Origin of the sequence: Sorangium sp. So ce296 (assembly GCF_051529605.1) — a bacterium.
GTDB classification, from domain to species: domain Bacteria; phylum Myxococcota_A; class Polyangia; order Polyangiales; family Polyangiaceae; genus Sorangium; species Sorangium cellulosum_D.
This window is the reverse complement of sequence record NZ_CP150325.1, coordinates 5667318-5690651: the sequence shown is the minus strand read 5'-3', so window position 1 is coordinate 5690651 and position 23334 is coordinate 5667318. Positions and strand designations below refer to the sequence as shown.

General features: G+C 74.0%; 13 protein-coding genes. 5 read left to right on the top strand and 8 right to left on the bottom strand.

Translation table 11 applies throughout. The annotated features are described in order from the left end of the window. Positions 1–38: 38 nt before the first annotated feature. The 5 genes from WME98_RS21100 to WME98_RS21080 form a co-directional block, all read right to left on the bottom strand. The gene (locus WME98_RS21100) at positions 39–1418 is read right to left on the bottom strand and encodes an SIR2 family protein (protein WP_437952909.1); all 1380 of its coding nucleotides are present in this window, start codon (positions 1416–1418) and stop codon (positions 39–41) included. A gap of 161 nt (positions 1419–1579) precedes the next feature. Continuing rightward, the gene (locus WME98_RS21095; protein ID WP_437952907.1) at positions 1580–2704 is read right to left on the bottom strand and encodes a hypothetical protein; all 1125 of its coding nucleotides are present in this window, start codon (positions 2702–2704) and stop codon (positions 1580–1582) included. 319 nt (positions 2705–3023) lie between these two features. Beyond that, on the bottom strand, positions 3024–5252 hold the full coding sequence (locus WME98_RS21090; protein ID WP_437952906.1) for a biotin carboxylase N-terminal domain-containing protein: 2229 nt from the start codon (positions 5250–5252) through the stop codon (positions 3024–3026). Positions 5253–5364: 112 nt separating this feature from the next. Then, positions 5365–6675, bottom strand: a complete 1311-nt coding sequence (locus WME98_RS21085; RefSeq protein WP_437952905.1) for a tetratricopeptide repeat protein — start codon at positions 6673–6675, stop codon at positions 5365–5367. Continuing rightward, entirely contained in the window at positions 6672–7376 is a 705-nt protein-coding gene (locus WME98_RS21080) for an RNA polymerase sigma factor (protein WP_061623996.1), read from the bottom strand. The genes WME98_RS21085 and WME98_RS21080 overlap by 4 nt, the downstream gene beginning before the upstream one ends. A 371-nt stretch (positions 7377–7747) precedes the next feature. Here WME98_RS21080 and WME98_RS21075 point away from each other — a divergent pair, with 371 nt between their 5' ends. Both WME98_RS21075 and WME98_RS21070 read left to right on the top strand, forming a co-directional pair. Continuing rightward, a complete protein-coding gene (locus WME98_RS21075; protein WP_437952904.1) occupies positions 7748–7969 on the top strand; it encodes a hypothetical protein in 222 nt (73 codons plus the stop codon). Between the two features lie 337 nt (positions 7970–8306). After that, complete coding sequence (locus tag WME98_RS21070; RefSeq protein ID WP_061624001.1) at positions 8307–9395, top strand: hypothetical protein; 1089 nt, start codon at positions 8307–8309, stop codon at positions 9393–9395. Positions 9396–9458: 63 nt separating this feature from the next. Here WME98_RS21070 and WME98_RS21065 read toward each other — a convergent pair whose 3' ends face one another. Together WME98_RS21065 and WME98_RS21060 are read right to left on the bottom strand one after the other, a co-directional pair. After that, a complete protein-coding gene (locus WME98_RS21065) occupies positions 9459–10613 on the bottom strand; it encodes a ferritin-like domain-containing protein (RefSeq protein ID WP_437316745.1) in 1155 nt (384 codons plus the stop codon). A gap of 282 nt (positions 10614–10895) precedes the next feature. Beyond that, positions 10896–12236 (bottom strand): serine/threonine-protein kinase, encoded by a 1341-nt coding sequence (locus WME98_RS21060; protein WP_437952901.1) that lies wholly within the window; start codon positions 12234–12236, stop codon positions 10896–10898. 397 nt (positions 12237–12633) lie between these two features. Between WME98_RS21060 and WME98_RS21055 the strand changes: the two genes are divergently transcribed. From WME98_RS21055 to WME98_RS21045, 3 genes are all read left to right on the top strand, one after another. Further along, a complete protein-coding gene (locus WME98_RS21055) occupies positions 12634–13401 on the top strand; it encodes a hypothetical protein (RefSeq protein ID WP_437952900.1) in 768 nt (255 codons plus the stop codon). 7 nt (positions 13402–13408) lie between these two features. Continuing rightward, positions 13409–17680, top strand: coding sequence for a serine/threonine-protein kinase (locus WME98_RS21050; protein ID WP_437952899.1), 4272 nt, complete (start codon positions 13409–13411; stop codon positions 17678–17680). Positions 17681–18567: 887 nt separating this feature from the next. Continuing rightward, a complete protein-coding gene (locus WME98_RS21045; RefSeq protein ID WP_437954014.1) occupies positions 18568–19377 on the top strand; it encodes a sugar phosphate nucleotidyltransferase in 810 nt (269 codons plus the stop codon). 4 nt (positions 19378–19381) lie between these two features. Here the strand turns inward: WME98_RS21045 and WME98_RS21040 are convergent, their stop codons facing one another. Further along, positions 19382–23323, bottom strand: a complete 3942-nt coding sequence (locus WME98_RS21040; protein ID WP_437952898.1) for a protein kinase domain-containing protein — start codon at positions 23321–23323, stop codon at positions 19382–19384. Positions 23324–23334: the final 11 nt, after the last annotated feature.

The window sequence follows — 23334 nt, the reverse complement described above, 5'->3', positions numbered from 1 at the left end:
TCCGCGGCGGAGCCGCCGCCCGGGCGAGGGCGCCCGGCTCACCGGAGCGAAGCGCGCAGCTTCGTCACCACCGCGCGGATCTCCCGCGCCACCTGGAGGAACGCCTCATCCTCGTCCGACCACTTGCTCACGGGCTTCTTGTCCCGCGGCACCGCCTGGAGCTCGGCGAAGCGCGTCGTCTCCCAGTCGCAGGGGCGGAGCAGGATCGGCACGACCGCGGCCTGCCCGGCGGCGCGCCGCTCCATGGCGCGCGCCACCTGCGCGTCGCCCTGCTCGGACGCGAGGTAGCTCGCGCTCACGAGGAGCAGGATCAGATCGGCCGCCTCGAGCTGCTCGCCGATCGCGCGCTCCAGGTCCTCGCCCGCGCCGATCTTCCCGCTGTGCCACGGCGCGATCAGCCCCTCGCGCTTGAGCGGGCTCATGTGCGCCTCGAGGCGCGCGAGCAGCTCCTCGTCGCGCGACGCGTAGGAGAAGAAGACGCGCACCGGCCGCGCCTTGGCGGGGTGCGTGTTCGCCGGCGGGACCGCGGTGGGGTGCGCGCTCGACGCCGGCTGCGGCGCCGGCGCGGGCGTCGCGACGCGCGGCGGCGGCGGCGGCTGCGCCGGCGCGGCGGCCGGCTCCAGGCCGAGGAGGAGTTGCGCGACCTCGGCGTGATCGCCGGCCTGGTTCTCGTAGACGATGAGCCGGATGCCCGACTCCTCGAGCAGCCGGCGGCGGAACGGGGGCACGCCCTTCGGGAGCAGCGCGAAATGCATGGGCGGCTGGCCGCCCGCGAGGGCGCGCACGCGGGCGAGCGTCTGGTCGATGTTGTCGTCGGCGAGGCCGAAGCCCACGAACAGGATGGAGTGCGCGCGGTAGAGGGCGCCGAACGCGTCCTGCAGGAGCGGCGAGCCGAAGATCGCCCGGTCGTACTGGTCGCGCGAGAACACCCAGGTGTCCCACGCGCGCAGCGTGCCGTGCAGCTTCAGGATGAAGCGCCTGTCCATGGCGATGTCGGCCGTCGGCCGGTCGACCATGCGCCACTCGCCCTGGAACGCGCGCTCCAGGAAGCGATCGATGTTGGTGGTGAGCACCGCCTTGAGCCTCGGCTTGAGCGCGGCGATCGCCTGCGCCACCTCGGGCACCTCGCGGCCGGTGTCGTCGAGCTCCTTGTCGACGGTCCAGTTGAAGTCCTGCGGCCCGAGCGCGAGCTTCGCGGCGGAGAGCGCGTTGATGAGCTGGTTCGAGGCGATGTACTGCTGGATCTCGTCGACCACCGCGGGGTCGGCGCCCTTCCTCCGCGCGCGGTCGCGCAGCCGCTCAGCGAGCTGCTTCCACGTCGGCATGCCCGCCGCGGCCGACACGCCCGCGCCCGCGAAGACGATCAGGTTCCCTGACGCGTAGCGCTCGCGCAGCTGCTCGAGGATCTCGTCATCCATCGACGAGCACGATACCGCGGATCCGCGCCCGCAGGCGGCGCGGCGCCGCGGCGGCGAGGCGCGCATCTCTCCTCACCGCCGCGGGGCGGAGCGCCTTCCGCTCTCGCCGCCGCGGCGCCGCGCCCCTCTCCTCACCGCCGCGGGGGAGCGCGCCCCTCTGCTCACCGCGGCGGCGAGGAGCGCCGCTCCGTGGCGAGCGACAGGCCGACCCCCAGCCAGACCCCCTCGACGGCGCCCGCGGCGCCGCCTTCGGCCTCGTACGGCGCCGGCCGGAGCACCACCCCGGGGTCCAGCGTGAGCCCGAGCCACAGGGGGCCGCCCAGCCGGGTCTCCACGCCGAGCCCGAGGCCGGCGCGGGCGGACCAGGTGTCGCGCTCGCCCGCGATGCCGTCGACGGAAGCGGCGGCCGGCAGCCGGACCGAGGCGACCGAGGCGGAGGCGCCGATCGACAGGCGCCACGAGGCGGCGAGCCAGAAGCGGTAGTCGCCCGAGAAGCCGCCCTCGAGCCAGCGCAGCGTCTCGCCGCCGGACGGGGTGGCCAGCAGGCGGGCGAACAGCGACTCGGTGAGCCGCAGGCGCCGCAGACCGAGCGTCAGGCCGGCGCCGCCGAGCACGTGCGGCCCGCCCGAGACGACCGCCGCGTAGGGTCCGGCCGAGACGGACAGCGCGTCGAGATCGCGCGAGGCGAGCTCGACCTCGTCCGGGGTGGGGCGCCGCGGCGGCGGCGGCCGCCGCGGGGCGCGCGCGCGGCGCATCTCGGCGAGGATCATCTCGGAGGCGGCGATCGCGACGAGGCGCGCGGCGACGTCCGAGGTGAGGCCGGAGACGGCGATCTGCCGCCGCACGACCGCGCGGCCGTCGAGGCGCACCTGGATCTCGAGGCGGGCGGCGGTGGGCCGGTCGACCCACACGTTCGCCACGCGGTCGCCGAGCGGGCCGACCGGCTCGGCGGCGAGCGCCGCGCCGTCCGGGAGCTCGATCTCGAGCAGGCGCCGCACGCGGACGCTCGAGACCTCCTCCGCCGCGCCGCGCGACAGCGCGACGCGCACCTCGATGGGCGCAGCCGCGGCGGGCAGCTGCGGCGCGCTCGGCGCAGGGGCCGAGCCGCTGCTCGCCACGAACGCCCGCGGCTCGGCCGCCGCGGCGGGGGCGGCGGAGCCCAGCACGAGGGCGAGCGCGACGAGGGCGCGCGCGCGCGGATCCCGGCGCGGGGCGCGCGCCGGGGAGAGGCCGCGGAGGCCCTCCCGCTGCGGCCGCGTCCGCGCCGGAGATGATCCGCTGGGCATCCTCGCACCGGCCATCGGGGTACTTGGCCACATACCCCGTTGCGGTCTGGATTGCCTCTTTCTTGTCGACCGCGACCGCCTCACCCACGCCGCGGTTGCCGGGCGACACCACCGCGGCGCCGCCCTCGAGCGTGGGCGACGGCGCGCGCTCGTAATATTTCGCTGCCAGCGCTTTCGTCGCGTCGTGTCTCGCGCCGAGCCTCCGGGGCCCCACCGCGCGCGGTGGTCCACCGGCTGGGTGCTTCAGCGCTTCCGGATCGGACTGGCCGCCATCTCCTCGCGACGCCGCCCGCCGCCCGATCGCGGCGACCTCCCCGGGCTACGCCTCTTCGCGGAACGCGGCCACCACCCAGTTCACGTGGCGGCCTCGATCGTCGAAGCTCGAATGGCGCTTGAACAGCGGCAGCCTCAGGATCCGCACGTGATCCTGGAGGTTCGTCTTGAACGGCGAGCCCGCGATCGGCGTCCCATCGGGGCGCACCTGCCGCCCCTCGATCTTCATCTTCTTCAGCACCTCGAGGGACGCGAGCCGCAAGAGCTCATAGGCCTTGTCCGGGTCCTTGCTGCTCACCGAGACGATGAGCTTGCCGAACGTGGGGTCCTTGTTGACCAGGACGTCCCCGGCCTCGAAGCCGCAGTCGAACCGGATCTTCAGGTCGGTGAGGCCCTTGTCCTCGAGCGCCTCGCGGATCGCGCCGGCGTCGGGGAGCACGATGCGGTCGAAGATGCCGGCGTTCGGCAGGAACAGCCCCTTCCCGCCGTCCCGCGAGTCCCTGAGATCCGGATTCCAGCTCTCCGCGTTGATGCGGAACTCGCGGCTGCAGTGCGTCTGCACCACCTGCTCTTGCTCGAAGTCGATGGCCTGCCCGTCCGCGATGCGCATCTGCCACGCGACGAGGTTCACGGGGACGCGGCTCCGCTTCCGCTTGATGGCGTAGCTCTCCTCGCTGACGGGGTGCTCCACCTGGATGCGCGTGTTCATCTCCAGGAAGTAGAACTTCCCGTCCTTGAACATCAGCTCCACGGTCCCCGCGCCCACGTAGCCGACGCGCTCCGCGATCTGCACGGCGAGCCCGCAGATCCGCTCCTCGAGGCCGGGGTACCGCCGGAGCAGGGCCGGCGGCGCCTCTTCCTGGATCTTCTGGCTGGCGCGCTGCTCGCTGCAGTCGCGCATGCCGAAGTGCCGCGTGTTGCCGTAGCGATCCCGCAGCACCTGCACCTCCAGGTGGATCGTCTCCGGGATGTTCTGCTCGAACATCACGCCCGGCTGCCAGTTGTACGCCTTGATCTCGCCGAGGACCTTCTGGATGGCCTGGGGCACCTGCTCCGCGGTCGGGATGACCGCCTGCCCGCGCCCCCCGCCGCCGTTCGCGGCCTTGAGGCGCCCCGGGAAGGTGAAGCGCCCGGCGGCGTGCGTCTCCACGATGGCCCGCTGGATCTCGTCGGGATCGTCGCTGTCGATGACGAGGCCCGGCGTCACCGCCGTCGCGTCGAACGCCTGGGCCATCAGGCGGAATTTCCGCTTGTCGCCGGCGTTCTCCACGACGTCCTGCATCGGACCGATGAAGACGATGTTCTTCTGGCGGAAGTGCCGTATCGCCGCGGCGTTCTCCGCGAGCGGGCCGTACCCGGGGTAGAGGCCCGCGCGCGAGAGCTCCTCTTCCCAGTCGTCCCCGAAGCGCCGCTCGAACTCGGCCCTCACCTTGTCCGCGATCTGGACGTAGTTCGCGTAGCTCTCGCGGAAGCTCCCCTCGAGGCCCACCGCGAACCCGCCGCCCTCGCGCGCGATCCGCACCTGGAGCGCGTTCTCGTCGTCCTTCAGGCTGTAGAGGACCACGGGGACCTTGCCGAGCGCGATCGCCTCGCGCGTCGCCCGGACGCCCATCTCCCCCTTGTCCGCCACGAGGACGTACTTGAGCTGGCCCGCGCTCACCGTCGTGGCGGGGTAGCTGTCCAGCCGGTGCACGGCGGCGTAGAGCAGATCCAGCGCCTGCGCGTCGTCCCGCTGGAGCTCTCCGGCCCGGGAGCGCAGGAGCTCCGCCGCCTGATCGCGGAGCGAGGGCTCGTCCTGCTCCAGGATCAGGAACTTGAGGAAGCGCTCCTCCTCGAAGTCGCGGCGCTTCAGCGCCCGGAGCAGCCCGCCCTCCAGGTACCGGGCGAACCCGGCGCGGTCCTCGGGCGTGATCGACGCGCGCGCCTCCCGGATCCGCGACAAGAGGCCCTCCGCCGCCGACAGGAGCTCCTTCACCCGCTCGTCGCCGAGGAGCTCCCGGCGCAGCGCCGCCTCCAGCGCGCGCTGCCAGCCGAAGTGCTCTCTCCACACCTCGCCGTTGGCGATCAGGTACCGCAGCCCGAGGAGGCGGTGCGCGTCCTTGCCGCCGGCCAGCGTGCCGAGGTCGAGCAGCGAGAACCCCGGGAGGCCCATCGCCGTGGTGAACGCCTCCATCGAGGAGACGTAGCCGCCTCGTGGCAACACCAGCTTCCACGACGGGAGAGCCAGAACGTCCTTGCGAGCGGGGAGGGAGCTGGTGCGGACGGCGGTGGTCATCCTGAGCGGTTCTCCGGCGCAGCAAGCAAGCACAGAGCCGTTACGGGATGTCAAGCCTGTCGGTCGGAGAGCCGGGGCCGCCGCGCGCCGCTCGGGGACCGGCGCGCGCGGATCACGGCGCGGGGCTGGCGTCGGGGGCGGGCGGAGGCTGAGGCGGCGCGGCCTCCTCCTCGCCCTCCTCGGCCGCCGCGTCGCCCGAGACGAGCCGCTGGACGTCCTCGCACCGGCCGTCCGGGTACTTGGCCACGTACTCCTTGGCCATTTGCGAGGCCTCTTCCTTGCGCCCGGCGACGAGCTCGGTGCGGATGCGCTTGCAGAACGAGTCCTCCGCGAGGTTGCCCTCGGGCGACAGCGAGCGCGCCTGGTCCAGATACTTCGCCGCCTGCGCCTGATCGCCCATGCTGGCGTAGAGGTCGCCGAGCTTGTAGGCCGCGATCGGCGCGTACGCGTCGGTCGGGAAGCTCTCGACGACGCGCGCGAAGGCGCGCATCGCCGCGGAGAGATCGCCGCCCTTCGCGCGCAGGAGATCGCTGAGGTCCATCAGCTCCCTCGCCGTCTTCGCGGAGGCGATGGCGCCGTCGACGCCGCCGCTCTGCTGCTTCAGGCTCTGCAGCGCCTCGGCGACGTTGCCCGCGTTGTACCGCGCGCGCCAGTCGGGCGCGGCGGCCGGCGCCGCGGCCGCCGGCGCGTCGGACGGCGGCGCGACCGGCGCCACCTCCGCGCTCGAGCGCGGCAGCGACGCCACGCGGGCGCGCCGGGGCTCCTCCGGCGGCGCCACCACCGCCGTGGGCTGCCGGATCGGCACGCCCTCCTCGGCGTCGCCGCGCCCGAGCTCCCGCGAGCCGGCCGGCGACGTGAGCTTGACCGACCCGTCCGCGACGTTGACGTCGATGTCGTCGACGTTGTGCCTCACGCGCAGCACGCTGCCCGCCGCCGCCGCGAGCCGGGCCTCCCCGGCCACGATCGCGAGCGCGGCCGTGCGCGTCCCGCTCACGGTGTCGAGCCACGCCTCGCCCTGCACGAGCCGCAGCGTCAGCGCGCCGCCGTCCGCCTGCTCGACCTCGACGGTGGTGCCCGCCGTGAGCGAGATCGTCCCGCCGCCCGGCAGCTGGAAGGTGCGCCCCCGCGAGCCCGCGGCGAACACGTCGACCAGCGACGGCACGTCGTCCGTCGGCGCCACGGCGGTGGGCGGCGGCGCGGCCCGCTCGTCGCTCCAGATCGCCTTGCCGAGCCACAGGCCGCCGGCGAACGCCGAGAGCGCCGCCGCCGCGAGCATCGCGGCCACGCCCGCGCGGCGCGGCGACGACGGCTCGCGCGCCGCGAGGTCGTGCTCGATGCGGTCCCAGACGCGCGCGATCCGCTCTTCGGTCGCGTGGTCGCGCAGATCTGCCGGAGCGATCCGGGGTAGCCCTCGCCGGCTCATGATGACGCCTCGCTGTTGGTGGGATCCACAAAATGACCGTCGAGGAAGTGTTGCGCCCGTGAAATCCGCCGCTTGACCGTGGCCAGCGAGCAGTCGGTCATCTGCGCGACCGTCTCGAGATCGTGCCCCTCGACCGAGCGGAGGATCCACGCGATCCGGTCGTCGGCCGGCAGCGTCTGGAGCAGGGCGTAGATCTGCGCGATCTGCGCGCGCGCGTGGGGAGAGGCGGCCGGGCTCGCGAGCGCGTCGAGATCGACCGGCTCGCTCGACTTGCCCATCCCGAGCATCCCGAGCAGCCGCGTGCGCCGCATCCGCGAGCGGACCTTGTGGACGACGATCGAGCCGAGCCAGGCGCGGAAGGCCGCGGGGTCCACGAGGTCGCCGAGGCGCTCGAAGGCGCGCAGGAAGGCGTCGTGCACGATGTCCTCCACGTCGCGCGCCGAGCCCTCGATGCGCGTCGCGAGGTGGATGGCGAAGGCCGCGTGCCGCCGGTAGAGCTGCTCGAGCGCGCCCACGTCCCCGCGCGCGCCGAGCACCACGAGCTGCGCGTCCGGCAGCTCCGTAAGGCCTCCCCCCCGCTCCGCCGGCGCGCCCGCGACGGCGCCCCGCCTGTCCGCGGCATTCCCAGCGCGCGCGCCCCCGGACCGGACATCGCTCCGGCCGCGCTCCTCCGGGGCGAAGGCGGGGCCCGCCTCGCCCACGCCCGCCTGAGCCTCCGCAGCCGGGGCGGCCGGTTCGACAAGGCGCAGGCGCCCTCGCTGAGGTCTCAGAGCCATGGGTTCGTGTACCTGAAAAGGAGCAGCCTGGGTGTTCGAGACGCCGTGCGGGAAGCGGCCCCTGGGCGCGACGCGGCGCGCCGCGCCCAGGTCTCCTGTCCGGGGCAGCGTCGGGAGAGCCCCGAGCCTCCCACAGTTTTCTAGACGCCTGGTGGGGCCCGGGCGGCTCATCGAAAAAACTGTGAGCCGTTCTGTCCCCCTGCGGCGTCTGGGTGGGTGGCCGCCGGATTTGGACTGCGGCTCCTACGTTTGCTGGTTGGGGGTGGCCTCGCCGCCCCGTTTTTCGGAGGATTCCCATGAACAAGCTCGTTCTTGCGCTCGTCGCCGTGTCCGTCTCGTCCCTCGCCGTTGCCTGCGGCGGCAGCGCCCCGGCCGCGAGCGACCCGTCGGCGGCCCCGGCGTCGACCGAGGCGGCCCCCGCCTCGACCGAGGCGGCCCCCGCGGCGACCCCGGAGTCGGCCCCCTCGGCTCCGGCCGACCCGGCGGCGGCGAACCCGGCCGAGGCCCCCAAGCAGTGAGCCCTCTGCGCGGCGCGTCGCTTCCTTCGTGAAGCGCGCGCTGCGGAGCGCTTTGGGCGGCGCCTCTCCGGAGGTGCCGCCCTCTTTCATTTTGTGCCCTCGTGCCGCGCGGCTCCGCCCCGGCCCATCCGACCGCGCCGCCGGGCCAGCAGCTCGCCGCCCGCCGTCATCGCCCCGATCGCGCGGCGAAACGCGGCGCGCCCGTGCTTTGCCCCCATCGCGCGGGCGCTCTCCAGGTATGTTCCGTCCGCACGCCGTCGGCGGACGGCTCAGCGCGGCGCAGCCGCGGACCGCTCCCGCGCCTCCTTACAACCCGATCTCGCATGGGGCCGATCGTATGGGTACCACTAGCCGGCTGAGCTTCCTGCTGCGGTCCGGGCGGCATCGCCCTGGCCTCTTCTTCTTCTCCGCGCGCGCGCTCGCGTGGTCGGCGCTCGTCGCCGCCGCGGGGGCCGGGCTCGGGGCGGGCTGCGGCCGCACCGAGGCGTGGGAGGATCCCGGACCGTCCGGCGGCTGGCCCTCGGCGGCGTGCGGCGACGGCGTCTGCGACGGCGCGGAGGACTGCGGGAGCTGCGCCCCGGACTGCGGCCTCTGCCAGGGGTGCGGCGACGGCGCCTGCGACGGCGCCGAGTCGTGCGCGAGCTGCTCGAGCGACTGCGGCGTCTGCGGGGCGTGCGGCGACGGCGCCTGCGCCGCCCCCGAGAACTGCGGCAACTGCGCCTCGGACTGCGGCCTCTGCCCGAGCTGCGGCGACGGCGCCTGCGACGAGGCGAGCGAGTCGTGCGCGAGCTGTCCGAACGACTGCGGCCCGTGTCCCAGCTGCGGCGACGGCGCGTGCGGCGGCGCCGACACGTGCCTCACGTGCCCGGCCGACTGCGGCGTGTGCGACGGCTGCGGCGACGGCCGCTGCGCGGCGCCGGAGGACTGCTCCTCGTGCGCCCCCGACTGCGGCGCCTGCGCCTCCTGCGGCAACGGGGTGTGCAACGTCGGGCTCGAGAGCTGCTTCTCGTGCCCCGCGGACTGCGGCGCCTGCGCCTCCTGCGGCGACGGCGCCTGCTCGGGGACGGAGACGTGCGCGTCGTGCCAGCGCGACTGCGGCGTGTGCTCGGTGTGCCCGAACGGCGTCTGCGAGAGCTTCGAGACGTGCTCCAACTGTCCGGCGGACTGCGGCGCGTGCGAGCCCGCGGACTGCCTGGAGGTGATCACCTGCGCCTCCCGGTGCATCGATCTCGCGCAGTCGCCCCCCGCCTTCAGCCTGGCGTGCGTCTCGAGCTGCGTGTCGCGGGGCTGCGCCGACGTCCAGTTCTTCGTCGATCAGGTCATGACGTGCGCCCTCCCGTTGCTCCCCGTCTGCAACGGCGACTTCGACTGCATCCAGGAGGAGTGCGCCGTCGAGGTCGCGGCCTGCATCGGGGCGACCTGCTGACCGGCTCCCGGAGGCCGGCGCGGGCGCCCGCGCCGCCCCCGCCGCGCCTCGATCGCCGCGGCCTCACGCGTCGTCGAGCAGCTCCTTGGCCGTCAGCTCGCTGGCCGACCGCCCGTGCTCGTACTCGAGCAGCCCGATCGAGGCGTAGCGCGGCCGGATCCGCCCGGAGAGCAGGCCGATCCGCTTCAGGTTCGGCACGATCCGCTTGAACATCGTCCGGCGGAAGAACCCCATCAGGTCGCTCTCGAGCATGAGCTTGTCCCACTCGCACCGCGTCATGCGGTGGGCATAGAACTCGTCATAGAACTCGTGCGCCAAGAACCGGTTGCGGAGCAGCAGCGACAGCTCGAACGCCCAGTCTTCCCGCTCCCTCCGCGCCCGCTCGCCTATGCCCTCGCGGTAGAACCTGGTCAGCGCGAGGACCCCATAATGCACGTGGCGCGCCTCGTCGGTGATCACCGACCGGAGGACGTCCTTGAGCAGCGGCTCGCTCGTCACCTGTCGAATCGAGCTGAACGCGCCGAGCGCGAGGCCCTCGATCATGATCTGCATGCCGAGGAACTTCATGTCCCACCGGCCGTCGCTCATGATCGCGTCGATGACGACATACAGGTTGTCGTTGATCTCGTAGAGCTTCTCCAGCTTCTGCGTGAGGTAGGCGTGGAACACCTCCACGTGGCGCCCCTCGTCGGCGACCTGCGTGCTCCCGTAGAGCTTGGCGTCGAGCGAGGGCACACACTCGGTGACCTGCGACGCCGCGAACAGGGCGCCCTGCTCGCCGTGCAGGAACTGGCTCAGCATCCAGGAGAGGAGCCCGTGGCGCTGCGCCGCCCGCTCCCGCTCCGAGAGCCTCCCCCAGATCGGCAGCTTGGACGGCGGCATCCAGCTGTCGGGCAAGAGCGGCATCGCCGGATCGAGCCAATCGACGTCGCGAGACCAGTCGAGGTCGGTCGTCGCGTTCCACTGGGACGTCTTGGCCAGATGGTAGAGCCTCGCCATGTCTGGGTCGTCCCGCCCGTAACTCCAGTTAAAGCTGGCCTCGTATCCAACCGAGATATCGGTCGAGCCCACGCCCTTGCCGCGCCGCTGGACGAAGCCGCGAAAGGCTGGCCCGAGCAGCGACGCGAGCACCCGGACGTTGCCGCTGCTCGATGCGTCGCGGAGGAGAGGGGCGGAATCGAGGAGGGTCTGGATAGCTTGCTGGAGGCGCATGGACATGAGAGCTTTCCGGAGCGGCGAGGCGCGGACGCGAGGTCGAGCAACCCGCGGGCCGCCTTTATAATGGCATCTATCGTCGGGCGGCAATCGCCTCTTGATCGTTTTTGCGTCGTCATATCGACTCCGGGAGATCCCGAGTCCGCCAGGGGGTCCACGCCGAGCGCGCGCCCGTCGCTTCCCTGACATCGCACCTCGCAGGGGGCCGGGCTTCGGACGTGGCGCGGCGGGCGCGGCGCGGCGGGCGTAGCGCGGCGCGCGGCGAGGGCCGCGCGCCCCGGCGCCTCAGATCGCGCGGCTGCGCAAGGTCGGCGCCGGCGAGGAGCACTGCGCCGAGGGCTCTCCGATCAGCGCGAGGCGGCCCGGTCCGGCGGAGAGCTCGAGTCCGTCGACTCCCCGGATCGCCTCCTCGGTCGCGCAGAGCCCGTGCACCGGCTCGGCCGGCGCCCACGCGCCGACCCGCGCCAGGTCGCCGCCGATGATCTCCGGGTGGGGCATCCAGCGCACCACGACCCGCCCGACGTGCAGGCACAGGTTCGGGTGCACGCGCGCGTCCGGGCGGCTCCTCTGCGCGATCTCCTCGTGCAGCGCGGCGGCGATCGCGATCACCGCCGCGCGCTCCCGCACCGCCTCGCCGGCGTCGCAGGAGAGCAAGCGCGCGGCGAGGATCTCGCCGCCGGTCACCGACACCAGCGTGAGCCCGGCGTCGCGGAGGCGCTCCTCCGCGAGGTCCAGCACGAGGCCGAGCTCCTCGGCGAGCGCGTCGTCGAGATCGTCGGCGTCGGTGCGCAGCCGCAGGTCGAGGTACACCGCGATCGCGTCCGTCTCGAGCTCCGGCGTGCTGCTCCGCCCCGACGTCGGCTCGCCCACGGCCTCACGGAGCGCGCAGAGGAAGCTCTTCACCGACGGGTAGCGGTGCTCCGGCTGCTTCTCCAGGCAGCGCAGGACGATCGCGTCGAGCGCGGGCGGCAGCGGGGTCCGCCGGCTCGGGCGCGGCGGCGGCTCCTCCAGGTGCTGCCGGAGCAGCTCGGCCGCGTCCGGCGAGTAGAACGGGAGCTTGCCCGTGAGGAGCCGGTGGAGCAGGACGCCGAGCGCGTACACGTCGACGCGCGCGTCGAGGGGGCCGCCGAGGATCTGCTCGGGCGCCATGATCGTGAGCGTGCCTGGCGCCCTCCCCGCCGTGGTGAAGCCGCTCGCCCCCTCCTCGGGCTCCATCAGCTTGGCGATCCCGAAATCGAGGAGCTTGACCGCGCGCGGCACGCCCCGCGAGACGAAGATGTTGCTGCCCTTCACGTCGCGGTGGATGATGCCGGCGGCGTGCGCCGCGTCGAGCGCCGAACAGACCGGCTCGAGCAGCTCGAGCGCCCGCTCCGGCGAGAGCCTCCCCTCCTGCCGGAGGAGCACGTCGAGCGTCAGCCCGTCGAGGTGCTCCATCACGTAAAACGGCCGGCCGTCCGGGAGCTCGCCGGCGTCATGAATGTCGACGATGCCAGGGTGGTTGAGCAGCCTCACCACCTCGATCTCGCGCAGGAAGCGCTTCACCATCTTCGGCGAGGCGGCGAGCGTCCCGTGCAGCACCTTCATCGCCACGCGCGCGCCCGTCTGGAGATGTCTCGCCTCGTACACAGCGCCACATCCGCCCCGGGCGATGGGCGCCACAACACTGTAATTGCCCGCGCGCGCGCCGCACGGGAGCTCTCCTCGGGAGAACGACCTCTCCTCTAGGGAAAACGCCCTCGTCTCGTTATCGCGCGTCGCCAACCCATCCAATGTCATAACCCCCCCGATACGACTAAGGGCTCACCCGAGCGACGTTTTTACCAGCACGTGACGATCGTGTTGTCGCTACACGTCGCTTCACCTGGTGGTACAGTAAATCCATCGTTGTCCCGACGGTAGCCTATTCCATCTGCTGGCGGAACGGGGGAGGGAACTGATGAAAGGGCGAATTCACGCGCGGCACCTGCGCACGCTTTCGTTGGTCGCATTGCTGCCCTGCTGCGGTGGCAGCGACGGATTTCCTGTGGAGTCGGGGTCGGTCGAGGCAGCCTCAAGTGCGCTCCGCAATCACAACGCCCTCAACCCCAACGCCCTCAACCCCAACGCCCTCAACCCCAACGCCCTCAACCCCAACGCGCTCGCCCCGAACAGACTCGAGGGGAGCAGCCTGGCGCCGACCGCCTTCTCCGCCATCACCGACCCAGGGGAGCTCGGCGCGATGTCCAGGCAGCTCCTTCAATACATTGTCAGCTGCGCGCTCAGCACGTCGCAGTCGCTCCGCTTCTCGTGGCGCGACGAGCTCGACGAGCCGCACGACGAGGTCTACTGGGGGCACCTCGGCCTCGCCCCGAGCTGGGCCGACGAGCCGCTGAGCGCCTCCCGGAGGCAGTGGGTCTCGGCCTGCGTGGCCTCGCGCGCAAACCGGGCTGGCGTCTCGGTGATGATCTCGTCGCGCGGGACGCATCAGGCCCTCAGGTACCCGGACCGGAGCGAGATGGCGTCCTTTCCGAGGGAGGAGGGCGCGTTCTGGGGCGACCTGTTCACGAGCGCCCCCCGCTTCTATGCCTGCTACAACGAGTCCAACGCCGAGAGGTCGCGCGACCACAGCAGGGACTGCGCTACGGGGCTCCCCGACCCGGAGGGCGGCGTCCGGGAATGCCCGAACATTCACATCGTGGGCTCATGCGATCTCGTGTGCGGCCCGCTCCACGCCGCCAGCGGCTATCGCCCGAGCTGCACCAACGATCGAGGCGAGTCGTCGTCCGCGGTGATTACGACGTTCCTGCCCTGAGGCCCCCATGTCGCCCGATGTTCGTCGAGACGGACGCGGCGCCCACGCGGGTGGGCTCGCCGCGCGGTGCAGGGAATGCGGCAGGCGGGTCGCGCGCGCGGACCCCGGGTGCCCGCAGCACGGCCCGGCGCTGCGGCACGCCGGTCCGGAGCCCGGCGCCCCGGGCGGCGCGGACGACGCCAGCACCGGCTGGCCCCGCGAGGCGCCGCCGCCCAGCATCGCGGGCTACCGCGACGTCCGCCTCGCCGGCGCGGGCGGGTTCGGGGCCGTGTTCGCGGCCGAGCCGGAGGGCGGCGGTCCGACCGTGGCGATCAAGGTCGCGCGCGAAGACCGCCCCGACGCCGGCGTCCGCCTCGTCGAGGAGATGCGGGCCCTCCACGACATCGGCCCGCCCCACGTGCCCGCCGTCCACGCGTGCGGCCAGCTCCCCTCCGGGCTGCCGTACTTCGTCATGGATTACCTCGACGGCCCGACGCTCGCCGACCGCATGGTCGCCTCCGGCGTCGCCGGCCCGGTGCCGGCGCGCGCGGCGTGCTCCCTCGTCCGCGCCGCGCTCCGGGCGCTCGAGGCGGTGCACGCGCGCGGCTACGTGCACCGCGACATCAAGCCCGAGAACATCTTCATCCATCCCGGCGCGCCCCTGTCCGCCGCCGCCCGGGACGGCGGGCACCGCGCCACCATCATCGATCTCGGCCTCGCGGCGGGGCACCGCGACCCGTCGCTCCGCATCACCGCCGAGAGCGAGGCGCCCGGCACCGCCGAGTACATGGCGCCCGAGCAGTGCGACGGCCACGGCGACATCGACGTGCGCGCGGACGTGTATGCGCTCGGCGTCGTGCTGTTCGAGCTCCTCACCGGCAAACCGCCGTTCTGGGGCCCTCCCGCCCTGGTGCGGCAGGATCACCTGAGCCGCCGCCCCCCGCGCCCCTCCTCGATCGCGCCGATCTCCGGGTCGCTCGAGGAGATCGTGCTCCGGTGCCTCGCCAAGGACAGGAATCAGCGCTTCGAGACCGCCGCGGCGCTCGGCGCCGCCCTGGAGACCTTCGAGCGCGCCCAGGAGCGCCGCCCCTCGCGCCTCCGGCGCCTCACCACGGAGCCGCCGCCGAGCGCCCGCCGCGTCGAGCGGCGCGCGGTCGCGCTCCTCTTCTTCGAGGCCGAGCTCGACGTCGTGGCCCTCCAGCGGAGGCTCGGCGCGCTCGGCGGCGAGCTCGCGCACGCCGCCGGCAACCGCTTCGTCGCCGTCTTCGACCACGCGGACGGCGCGAGCCCGCTGCGCCGCGCGATGCACGCCGGCCGAGAGCTCGAGCAGCAGCGCGTCCTCGCCCGCGGGCTGCTCGACCTCGCGTCCGTGTCCGTCCAGCCGCGGCCCGACGGCTCACGCCGGTTCCTGAGCCCGCTCTTCCACCGGGAGGATCGCTTCGCGCCGGACCGCCCCCCGGGGCTCACCCTGTCGCCGGCCGCCGTGGAGGCGCTCGGCGACGGCGGCGCGCAGCCCGCGGGCGACTCCCTCCCCCCGCCCGGGCCGTCCTCCGTTCGGCCCGGGCCGACCTCCGCCCGGCCCGACGCCGACACCGCGTTCGACACCGGCTCCCAGCCGCTCTTCGGCCGGAACGACGTCCTCGACGCGCTCGTCGCCGGCGCGCGCGACGCCGCGGCGAACGCGACGCCCACCATCGCCAGCGTCATCGGCGTGGCCGGCCACGGCAAGAGCCGCCTCGCCGGCGCCCTCGTGCAGCGGCTGCGCGAAATCGACGGCCGCGCCGAGGTAATCGAGCTCCGCACCGGCGAGCCGGTGGCCGGCGGGGCCGACCGCGTCGTCCGGGAGATCCTCCAGCAGGCGCTCGCGCTGCCGTCGTCCCCGCCCGCCGACGGCGGCAGCGAGCTCCTCCGGCGCCGCCTCGGCGCCGCGCAGGAGCGGCTCGGGGCCGCCGTGGCGCTCGCGCTCGGCTGGATCAGCGACGGCGCGCTCGCCGAGGAGCGCTACCCGGAGCTCCGCGCGCTCTCCGCGGCGCCCGGCGCGCTCCGCGCCGCGCTCACCGTGGCGGCCGGCGAGGCGCTCCGCCGGCGGTCGCGGAGGACGCCGCTCTTCGTGGTGCTCGACGACGCGCACGCGGCGGACGACGCGGCGCTCGCCGCGCTCGAGTACGCGGCGCTCGCCGAGGCGCATGCGCGGCTCTTCATCTGCGCCTTCGGCCGGCCGAGCTTCGAGAGCGCGCGCCCCGACTGGGGCGAGCGCGCCGCGCGCCGCGAGACCTACCGCCTCGAGGCGCTCGATCGCGAGAGCGCGATCGCCCTCTGCCGGCGGCTGCTCCTGCCCGCCGAGGACGTGCCCGAGCCCGCGCTCGCGCACCTCGTCGAGCGCGCGCAGGGCGTCCCGCTCCTGCTCATCGAGCTCGTGCGCGGCCTCAAGCGCGAGGGCATCGTGCGCCGGCACCCGCGGGGCGACGCCTGGTACCTCGCGACGGACGAGCTCGATCGCCTGCCGGACATGCCGCTCCTCGACTGGCTCGCGCTCGGCGAGATCGACGCGCTCCCGCCCGCGCTGCAGGCGCACGCGCGCCTCATCGCGCTCCTCGGCCCCGACGTCGCCGTCGCCGAGGTGGCCGGCGTGCTGAAGCGGCTCGACGAGCACGGCGAGGCGGACGACCTCCCGCTCGACGGCGAGGTGGCCGTGAAGCGGCTGCTCGCCGCGGGCCTGCTCGTCCAGGATCGCCGAGGCCGCATCGGCTTCCGCCACGCGCTGGTCCGCGATTCGGTGGCCCGCGGCGCGCCCGAGGCGCTCCGCCGGCGCGTCCACCTCGCGGCCTTCAAGCTGCACCGCGACGCCGCCGACGAAGACGAGGGCGAGCGCGACGCGCCCCACCTCAAGGACGCGCGCCTGCTCCCGTTCGCGTACCACGCGGCCCAGGCGGGGCTCGGCGAGGTCGCCGAGGCCGCCTACCTCACCCTGGCCGAGCGCGCGCGCTCCCGGCACGCCTACCTCGACGCGGAGTCGTTCTACAGCCGCGCGCTGGAGCAGCCGATCGAGCCGACGGCCCCGAGCGCCGGGGCCCCGCCGGGCCATGCGCCCGGCGCGCCGGGCCGCGCGCGCCCCGACCGCGCGGCCGCGCACCGGGGCCGCGGCCTCATGCGCTACCGCCTCGGCCGCTACCACGACGCGCTCGCCGATTTCGCCAGCGCGCGGACCATCGCGCGCGCGCGGGGCGACGTCCCGGCGCAGATCGACATCCTCCTCGACGAGGCCACGGCGCTCGACTGGATGGACGAGTTCAAGAGCTCCGAGGAGCGCGTCGAGGAGGCGCGCGCGCTCGCCGAGGGGCTCGCGCTGTCGCCGGCGCTGGCCGCGCGCCTCGCGCTCGGCGTCGGGCGCTCGCTCCACCGCTTCAGCCGGGAGGAGGAGGCGGCCGCCGCGCTCGAGCGGGCGGCGGCCGACTCCGCCTCGCTCGGGGCCGACGGCTACGAGACGCGGGTCATCTCGCTGCTCATGCTCGGCTTCGTCCTCCAGGGGCTCGGCCGCCTCGACGACGCCGAGGAGGCGCTCGGCCAGGCGATCGCGCTCTGCGAGGCGCACCACGACACGCTGCACCTCGGCTCGGTGACGAACAACCGCGCGCTCCTCTGGGCGTGCCGCGGCGACAAGGCCCGGATGATCGCCGACCTCGAGCGGGTGCTCTCGCTCGCGCGCGAGCTCGGCCAGAGCGGGCTCGAGCGGATCGGCGAGTACAACCTCGGCGAGTACCTCTACCTCATGGACGACCTCGCGGCGGCGAAGCCGCACATCGAGCGCGCGCTGGAGATCGAGCAGCACCGCTTCTGCGGGATGTGCCGGCCGGTCGCCCTGCTCCTCAAGACGCGCTTCCTCTTCTATTGCGGCGAGCACGCCGAGGCCCGCGCGCTGTTCGAGCGGATGCGCGAGATGCAGGAGCAAGCGCGCGCCGAGGGGCGCGTCGACGCGCTGATGGTCCCCTCGGAGGAGGTGCTCTGCGCGATGATCGACCTGGCGACGCGGGACGGGAGCGACGCCGCGTGGGACGCGCTCGTGGAGCGCTCGGCGCAGAGCTCGGTCGGCCAGGAGCACATCGAGGTGCTCGAGATCCGCGCGGTCACCGCGCTGCGCCGCGGCCGGCTCGCCGCCGCGCGGAGCGCGCTCTCGGCCGCGCTCCTGGCCGCGGAGCGCATCCCGAACGTGATGGCCGACCGGCTGCGCCGCCACGCCGCCGCCATCGCCGAGCGCGAAGCCGCAGAGCCCGCCGTGGATCGGCCGACGTTGCCCGCGTGAGCACCTCGGCGGTCGATGTGTTCCATGCGGCCACCCGCGCGGGGTCGTCGCCTGCCGTCGTGACAGAAACCTGACGCGGGTCGTCACACCACCGCTCGCTACGTCCGTGCCTGATGCCATCTCGGGCATTCACTGTAGAGACTGCCAACTTTCCTGTCCGGGATCGCGCGTTGTGAGAGCGTCAATCCTGAGGCGATTGCCACTCGCTCGCGCGAGCGCGCGCCGCGCGAGCCCCGCGCCGGCTTGACAAGGATGGATCGCGATCGGCTTGACATGTCATGAGTCCATCACGAATCGATAGCCGCGATCCGGGCTCAACTTGACAAAGCGGGTCTCGCGCTCGACTTGATCTCGAGGTCCGCAGGTACGATGTTGAACTCCGATTCACACGCCCCGCGCATCGGCGTCCGCCACCCAGTCACGCGGCGCCGCCTCGATCGCGCGGCGAGCGGCGTCTCCACGGCGCAAGGATCGCACAACCATTTGAATTGGTTGAACAAAATGCCCACAAGCAAGCGTCGCTCGCGCTCGCCGGAGCGAGCATTGAAGATGGTGAACCTGGAGCTCGGTATACGCTCGTCCCAAGGCAGTGAGCTCGCCTCGTCGCCGCGGGGTCTCGCTCCCGCGCTCACCGTGGAGCGCCGCCGCGCCGCCCCCGCGCAGCACAACGTACGTCACGCCGCTCACCGCGCCGCGCGTGTCAATCCCGGACATGAACGTGATTTCCTCGACATGGACTACATCGCTTCATCGAAGCGAGGGCGCCGCGATCTCGAGCGCGGCGCGCCCGTGATCCAGCGCTGCGCCGCCCCTCACCGCCGCTCCGCCGCGCCGCGCGGCGGGCCGCTCTCGGCGGGGGTGCGCGCGTGAGAGGACGACAGGCCACCGTGTGGGGGCTCATCCCGGCTGCCGGCCGGGAGCCCGGGATTCAGCCGCTCGCCTTCTCGAGCGAGCTCCTCCCGATCGGCAGCCGGCTCGAGCAGGGCGCCGTGCAGCCCCGCGCCGCGAGCGAGCACCTCGTCGAGCGCATGCTGCGCGCCGGCGCGACCCGGATCTGCTTCGTCGTCTCGCCAGGCAGGTCGGAGCTCCTCGAGTACTACGGCGCCGCCATCGGGCAGGCGAGCCTGTCGTACGCCGTCCAGCCGCGTCCGGCTGGCCTCTGCGACGCGGTCTTCCGCGCGCTCCCGCTCATCGCGCCCGACGATCTCGTGTTCGTCGGCCTCCCGGACGCGCTCTGGTTCCCCGAAGACGGGCTGTCCGCGCTCGTGGCTCAGGCGCTCTCGTTCCTCCTCTTCCCGTTCGACCGCCCGGGGCGCTTCGAAGCCGTCGTCACCGACGGCCATGGGCGCATCGTCGAGATCCAGGCGAGGCGCCGCGACGCCGCGTCGCGCTGGATCTGGGGCGCCTTCAAGCTGACCGGCGCCGTGCTCCAGGAGCTCTACGGGCTCTGGTGCGAGCGGGGCCGGCGCGACGAGCACATCGGCCCCCTCGTCAACGAGTACATCGCCCGCGGGGGCGTGGCGCTCGGCGTCCCCGCCGGGCACGCGTACGTCGAGGTCGGGACCGTCGACGGCTACCGCGAGGCCCTCCGCCTCCTGAGCTCCCGGACGAGCCCGCAAGCGGCCGGGGACGGCGAGCGGCGCGAGCCCGCCGGCGCGCCCGCCGCGCTGCGCGCGGCCGGGGGCGAGGCCCCCTGACCCGTCACCCGGCGAGCGCCAGCGTCCTCGCGTTGTCGGGCACGCACGTCAAGAAGCGCTCGCGGAAGCTCGGATCGCTGATCTTCTCCGCGCGGCTGAGCAGGTGCTCGCGCGCGGCGGCGAGCGCCTCCGCCGCCTCCCGCTCGGCGCCGGCGGCGGCCAGCGCCTCGGCGTACGCGAGCCGCACCAGCGCCTCGCCCTCCTCGAGCGAGCCCGCCTCCTCGAGCTGCGCGAACGCCTCGCGCGCGGCCGGCAGCGCCTCGTCCTTCCGGCCTTGCGCGAGCAGCGCGCGCGAGAGCACCGCGACCGCGGCGGCGCGCAGCGGCGGCACCACCGTCAGCGCCTCGACCGCCGCGCGCGCCTCGCGCTCGGCGCCCGCCGGGTCGCCCGAGAGCAGCAGGATCTTCGCGAGGTACGTCAGCGTCACGCCCTCCATCCGCCGGTCGCCCTGCTGCTGGAACGCCGCCGCCGCGCGCTGCTCGAGGAGCTTCGCCTCCTCCAGTTGCCCGAGGTGAGCGATGACGTAGCCGAGGTTCTGGAGCGCCGCCGTCTCCAGGTCGTCGAGGCCCATGCGCTGCGCCGCCGCGAGCGCCGTGCGGAGCGCCGACTCCGCCACCTCGAAGTCGCCGAGCTCGCCGTACAAAAAGCCCAGGTTCTCGCGCACCGTGCAGGCGTTTCGGCGATCGCCGGCCTGCTCGAACGCCGCGAGCGCCGCCGTGAGCCCGCTCAGCGCCGCCCCGATGTCGCCCTTCGTCTGCGCCCGGAACGCGCGCGCCTGCTGGTAGAGCCCCACCGCCTGCGGCTCGAGCCCGGCGGGCTCGCTCGCGACCGCCTCGAGCATCTGGATCAGCCGGTCGGCCGCCGCGTAACGGCCGCCGAAGACCAGGTACGTCGCGCCCTCGCACAGGCACATGATCCGGGCGCTCATCGCGCCCGCCGCCTCGGCCACCCGCGTCGTCCAGGCCTCGACCCGATCGAAGTGGCCGAGCTTCCCCTCCGCGACGATCACCTGCCCGATGGCGCGGAACCACGCCGAGCTGCCGATCCGGACGAGGCTCGCCGCCTCGGTGCCGCGCTGCACGGCGAGCGCCGTCTCCTGCTGCCACAGGCTGATCTCGGCCTCCACGAGCCGCAGCCGCCCGAGCTCCTCGTCGGCCGCCCCGCACCGCACGCCCATCTCGGCGCGCGCGAGCGCGCTCGCGAGATCGTTCGCCTCCAGCGCCTGCTCCGCGGCCCGCCGGTACCACTTCACCGCGCGCGCCGGCTCGCCGCCGAGCCGGAAGTGCTCCGCCATCGCCATCGCGTCGGTGTGCCCGCTCCGCTCGAGCCACTCGCCGGCCAGCTTGTGGCCGAGGGCGCGGTCCGGCTCCGTCAGCATCGCGTACGCGGCCTCGCGCACGATCGCGTGGCGGAAGACGTAGTCGGTCGGGATGAGCCACCCCGGCGTCTGGGCCGGCGCGATGAGCTCGCGCGCCGCCAGCGCGTCGAGCCACGTCTCGGTCTCCTTCACGCGCGAGGCGCCGCCGAGCAGCGCCGCAACCGCGAGCTTCGAGAACCGATCGCCGAAGATGCTCGCCGCCCGCAGCACCCGCTTCGCCTCGTGCCCCTCGGCGTCGAGCCGCGCCTCGACCGTGCCCAGCACCGAGTCGGGCAGCACGTCCCCCTTGCCGTCCGCGACCGCGCGGATGAGCTCCTCCAGGTAGAACGGGTTGCCGTCGGCCCGCTCCACGACCCGGGCCACGATCTCGGCGGGCGTGTCCTCGCCGAGCGCGCTGCGCACCATCCGCTCGCTCGCCTTGGCGGGCAGCGGCCCGAGCTTGATCGTCTGCACCTCGCGATCCGTCCACAGGCCGGGGAACTGCTTGGTGACCTCGGGTCGGGCCAGCGCGAGCAGCGTGAGCGGCAGATCCCGGAGGTTCCGCAGCGTCTGGTCGATGAGGCGCACGGTCGCCGGGTCGCCCCACTGCAGGTCCTCGAGCACGAGCAGCACCGGCTGCGCCGCGCACTCGGCGGCGAGCCAGTCCTCCCACGCCGCGCGCGTCGCGTCGGCCATCAGCATCGCGTTCTCGCGCGCCGCGCGCAGCCCGCTCGTCTCGCCGTCGGGGAACGGCGTCCGCGTGAGCTCGCCCAGGAACGCCGCGACCCGGTTCAGCGCGTCGCCGCTCAGGTGGCGCCCGAGCCGCCGCTTCAGCTTGCGCCGCCGGGCCTCCACCGGCTCGCCCTCGCGCATCCCCGCCGACTTGCGGATCGCGTCCGCGATGAGGCCGAACGGCGACCCCGCGGCCACCGACTCGGCCCGGCCGGCGAGGATCTCCACCGTCCCGAACTGGCGCCGCACCCGGGTGAGGAACTCCAGGCGGAGCCGCGACTTGCCGGCGCCGGCCGGGCCGATCACCAGGACCGCGCTCGCCAGCGACTCGCTCACGCAGCCGGAGAACACGCCCTCCAGCATGGACAGCTCGCGGCTGCGGCCGACCCAGACGCTCGGCTTGCCGAGCAGGACGGGGGTGCTCTCGTCGGCCGCCGTCTCGCTCGCGAGGAACGGCCCCTTCTCGTCCGTGTCGATTTTGAGCCGGCCGCCGACGACGCTGGCGGTGACGTCGTCGAGCCGGACGACGCCGCCCTGCGCCGCCCGCAGGGCGCGCACCCCCCGGTCGATCACGTCGCCCTCGATGAGCTTCGCCGACGACACCCCGCGCCCCGTCGCGACGGCGAGCGGGATGCCCGGGAACCGCGCGCGCAGGGCGAGCGCGCACCGCGTCGCCCGCTCCGCCCGGTCCACGGCGCTGCCGGCGCCGGCGAGGATCGCGATGAGCGACCCGCGCGAGATCTCGGTGATGTGCGCGCCGTACGGCTCCACCGCGGCGCGCACCTCCGAGCGAGGCACCGAGGAGCCCGGGCCCTCGCTCGAGATCTCCTGCAGCACGCTCGAGACGTCCGAGGCGCTCGGGACGCCGCCGGCCGCCGCCACGCTCATCTCGACGTCGTCCGGCTCGCCGGCGAGCACGAGCGACACGAGGCGCTGCTCGCTGCGCGTGAGGAAGCCCGGGGGCCGCGCCGAGCGCATCGTCGCGTCGCGCGGCGACGCCAGCGTGGCGGGCCGCGGCGTCGCCCAGGCGTCGAGCGCCTCCGCCAGCTGCGCGAGCTGCACCCCGACCTCGCCGCAGTCGCGCGGCCGCTCCTCGGGGTTCTTCGCCATCATCCGGTCGATGAGCTGCTCCAGCGGCTCCGGCACGTCCGCACGGACGTCGCGCAGCTTCGGCGTCTGCTGGAACAGGAGCTTGGCGAGCGCGGCCATGACGTGCGCCCCCTCGAAGGCCGGGCGGCCCGCGATGCACTCGTAGAACACGCACGCCAGCGAGAACACGTCCGCGCGCGCGTCGAGGGAGCTCCCGCTCTCGATCTGCTCGGGCGCGATGTACCCCGGCGTCCCGAGGATCCCGCCGGTGTAGGTCAGCCGCCGCGACTCTCCGTCGGGCCGCGCGATCCCGAAGTCGACGAGCTTGAGCTGAGCGACGTCGCCGGCGACGAGGAAGATGTTGCTCGGCTTGACGTCGCGGTGGATGATCCCGCGCGAGTGCGCGAAGGCGAGCGCGTCCGCCGTCCTGCGCAGCACTCCGAGGCTCTCGGCGAGCGAGAGCTGCCGGCGCGCGAGGCACGCCGCCAGGTCCTCGCCCTCCAGCCACTCCATGGCGAGGTAGTGGTCCCCGGCGCCCGTCCGGCCGTGGGCGACGTACCGCACGATCCCGGGGTGGCTCAGCTCGGCGAGGATCTGCGACTCGCGCTCGAAGCGCTCGACGTCGAAGGCCTCGCGGCTGTGCAGGAGCTTGAGGGCGACGTGGCGCGCGTCGAGGCGATCGTGGGCGCGATAGACCGTCCCCATCCCCCCGGCCGCAACCTGCTGCTCGACGACGAATCGGCTCGCGAGGACGGCCCCGGACTCCACGCTGCTCGATG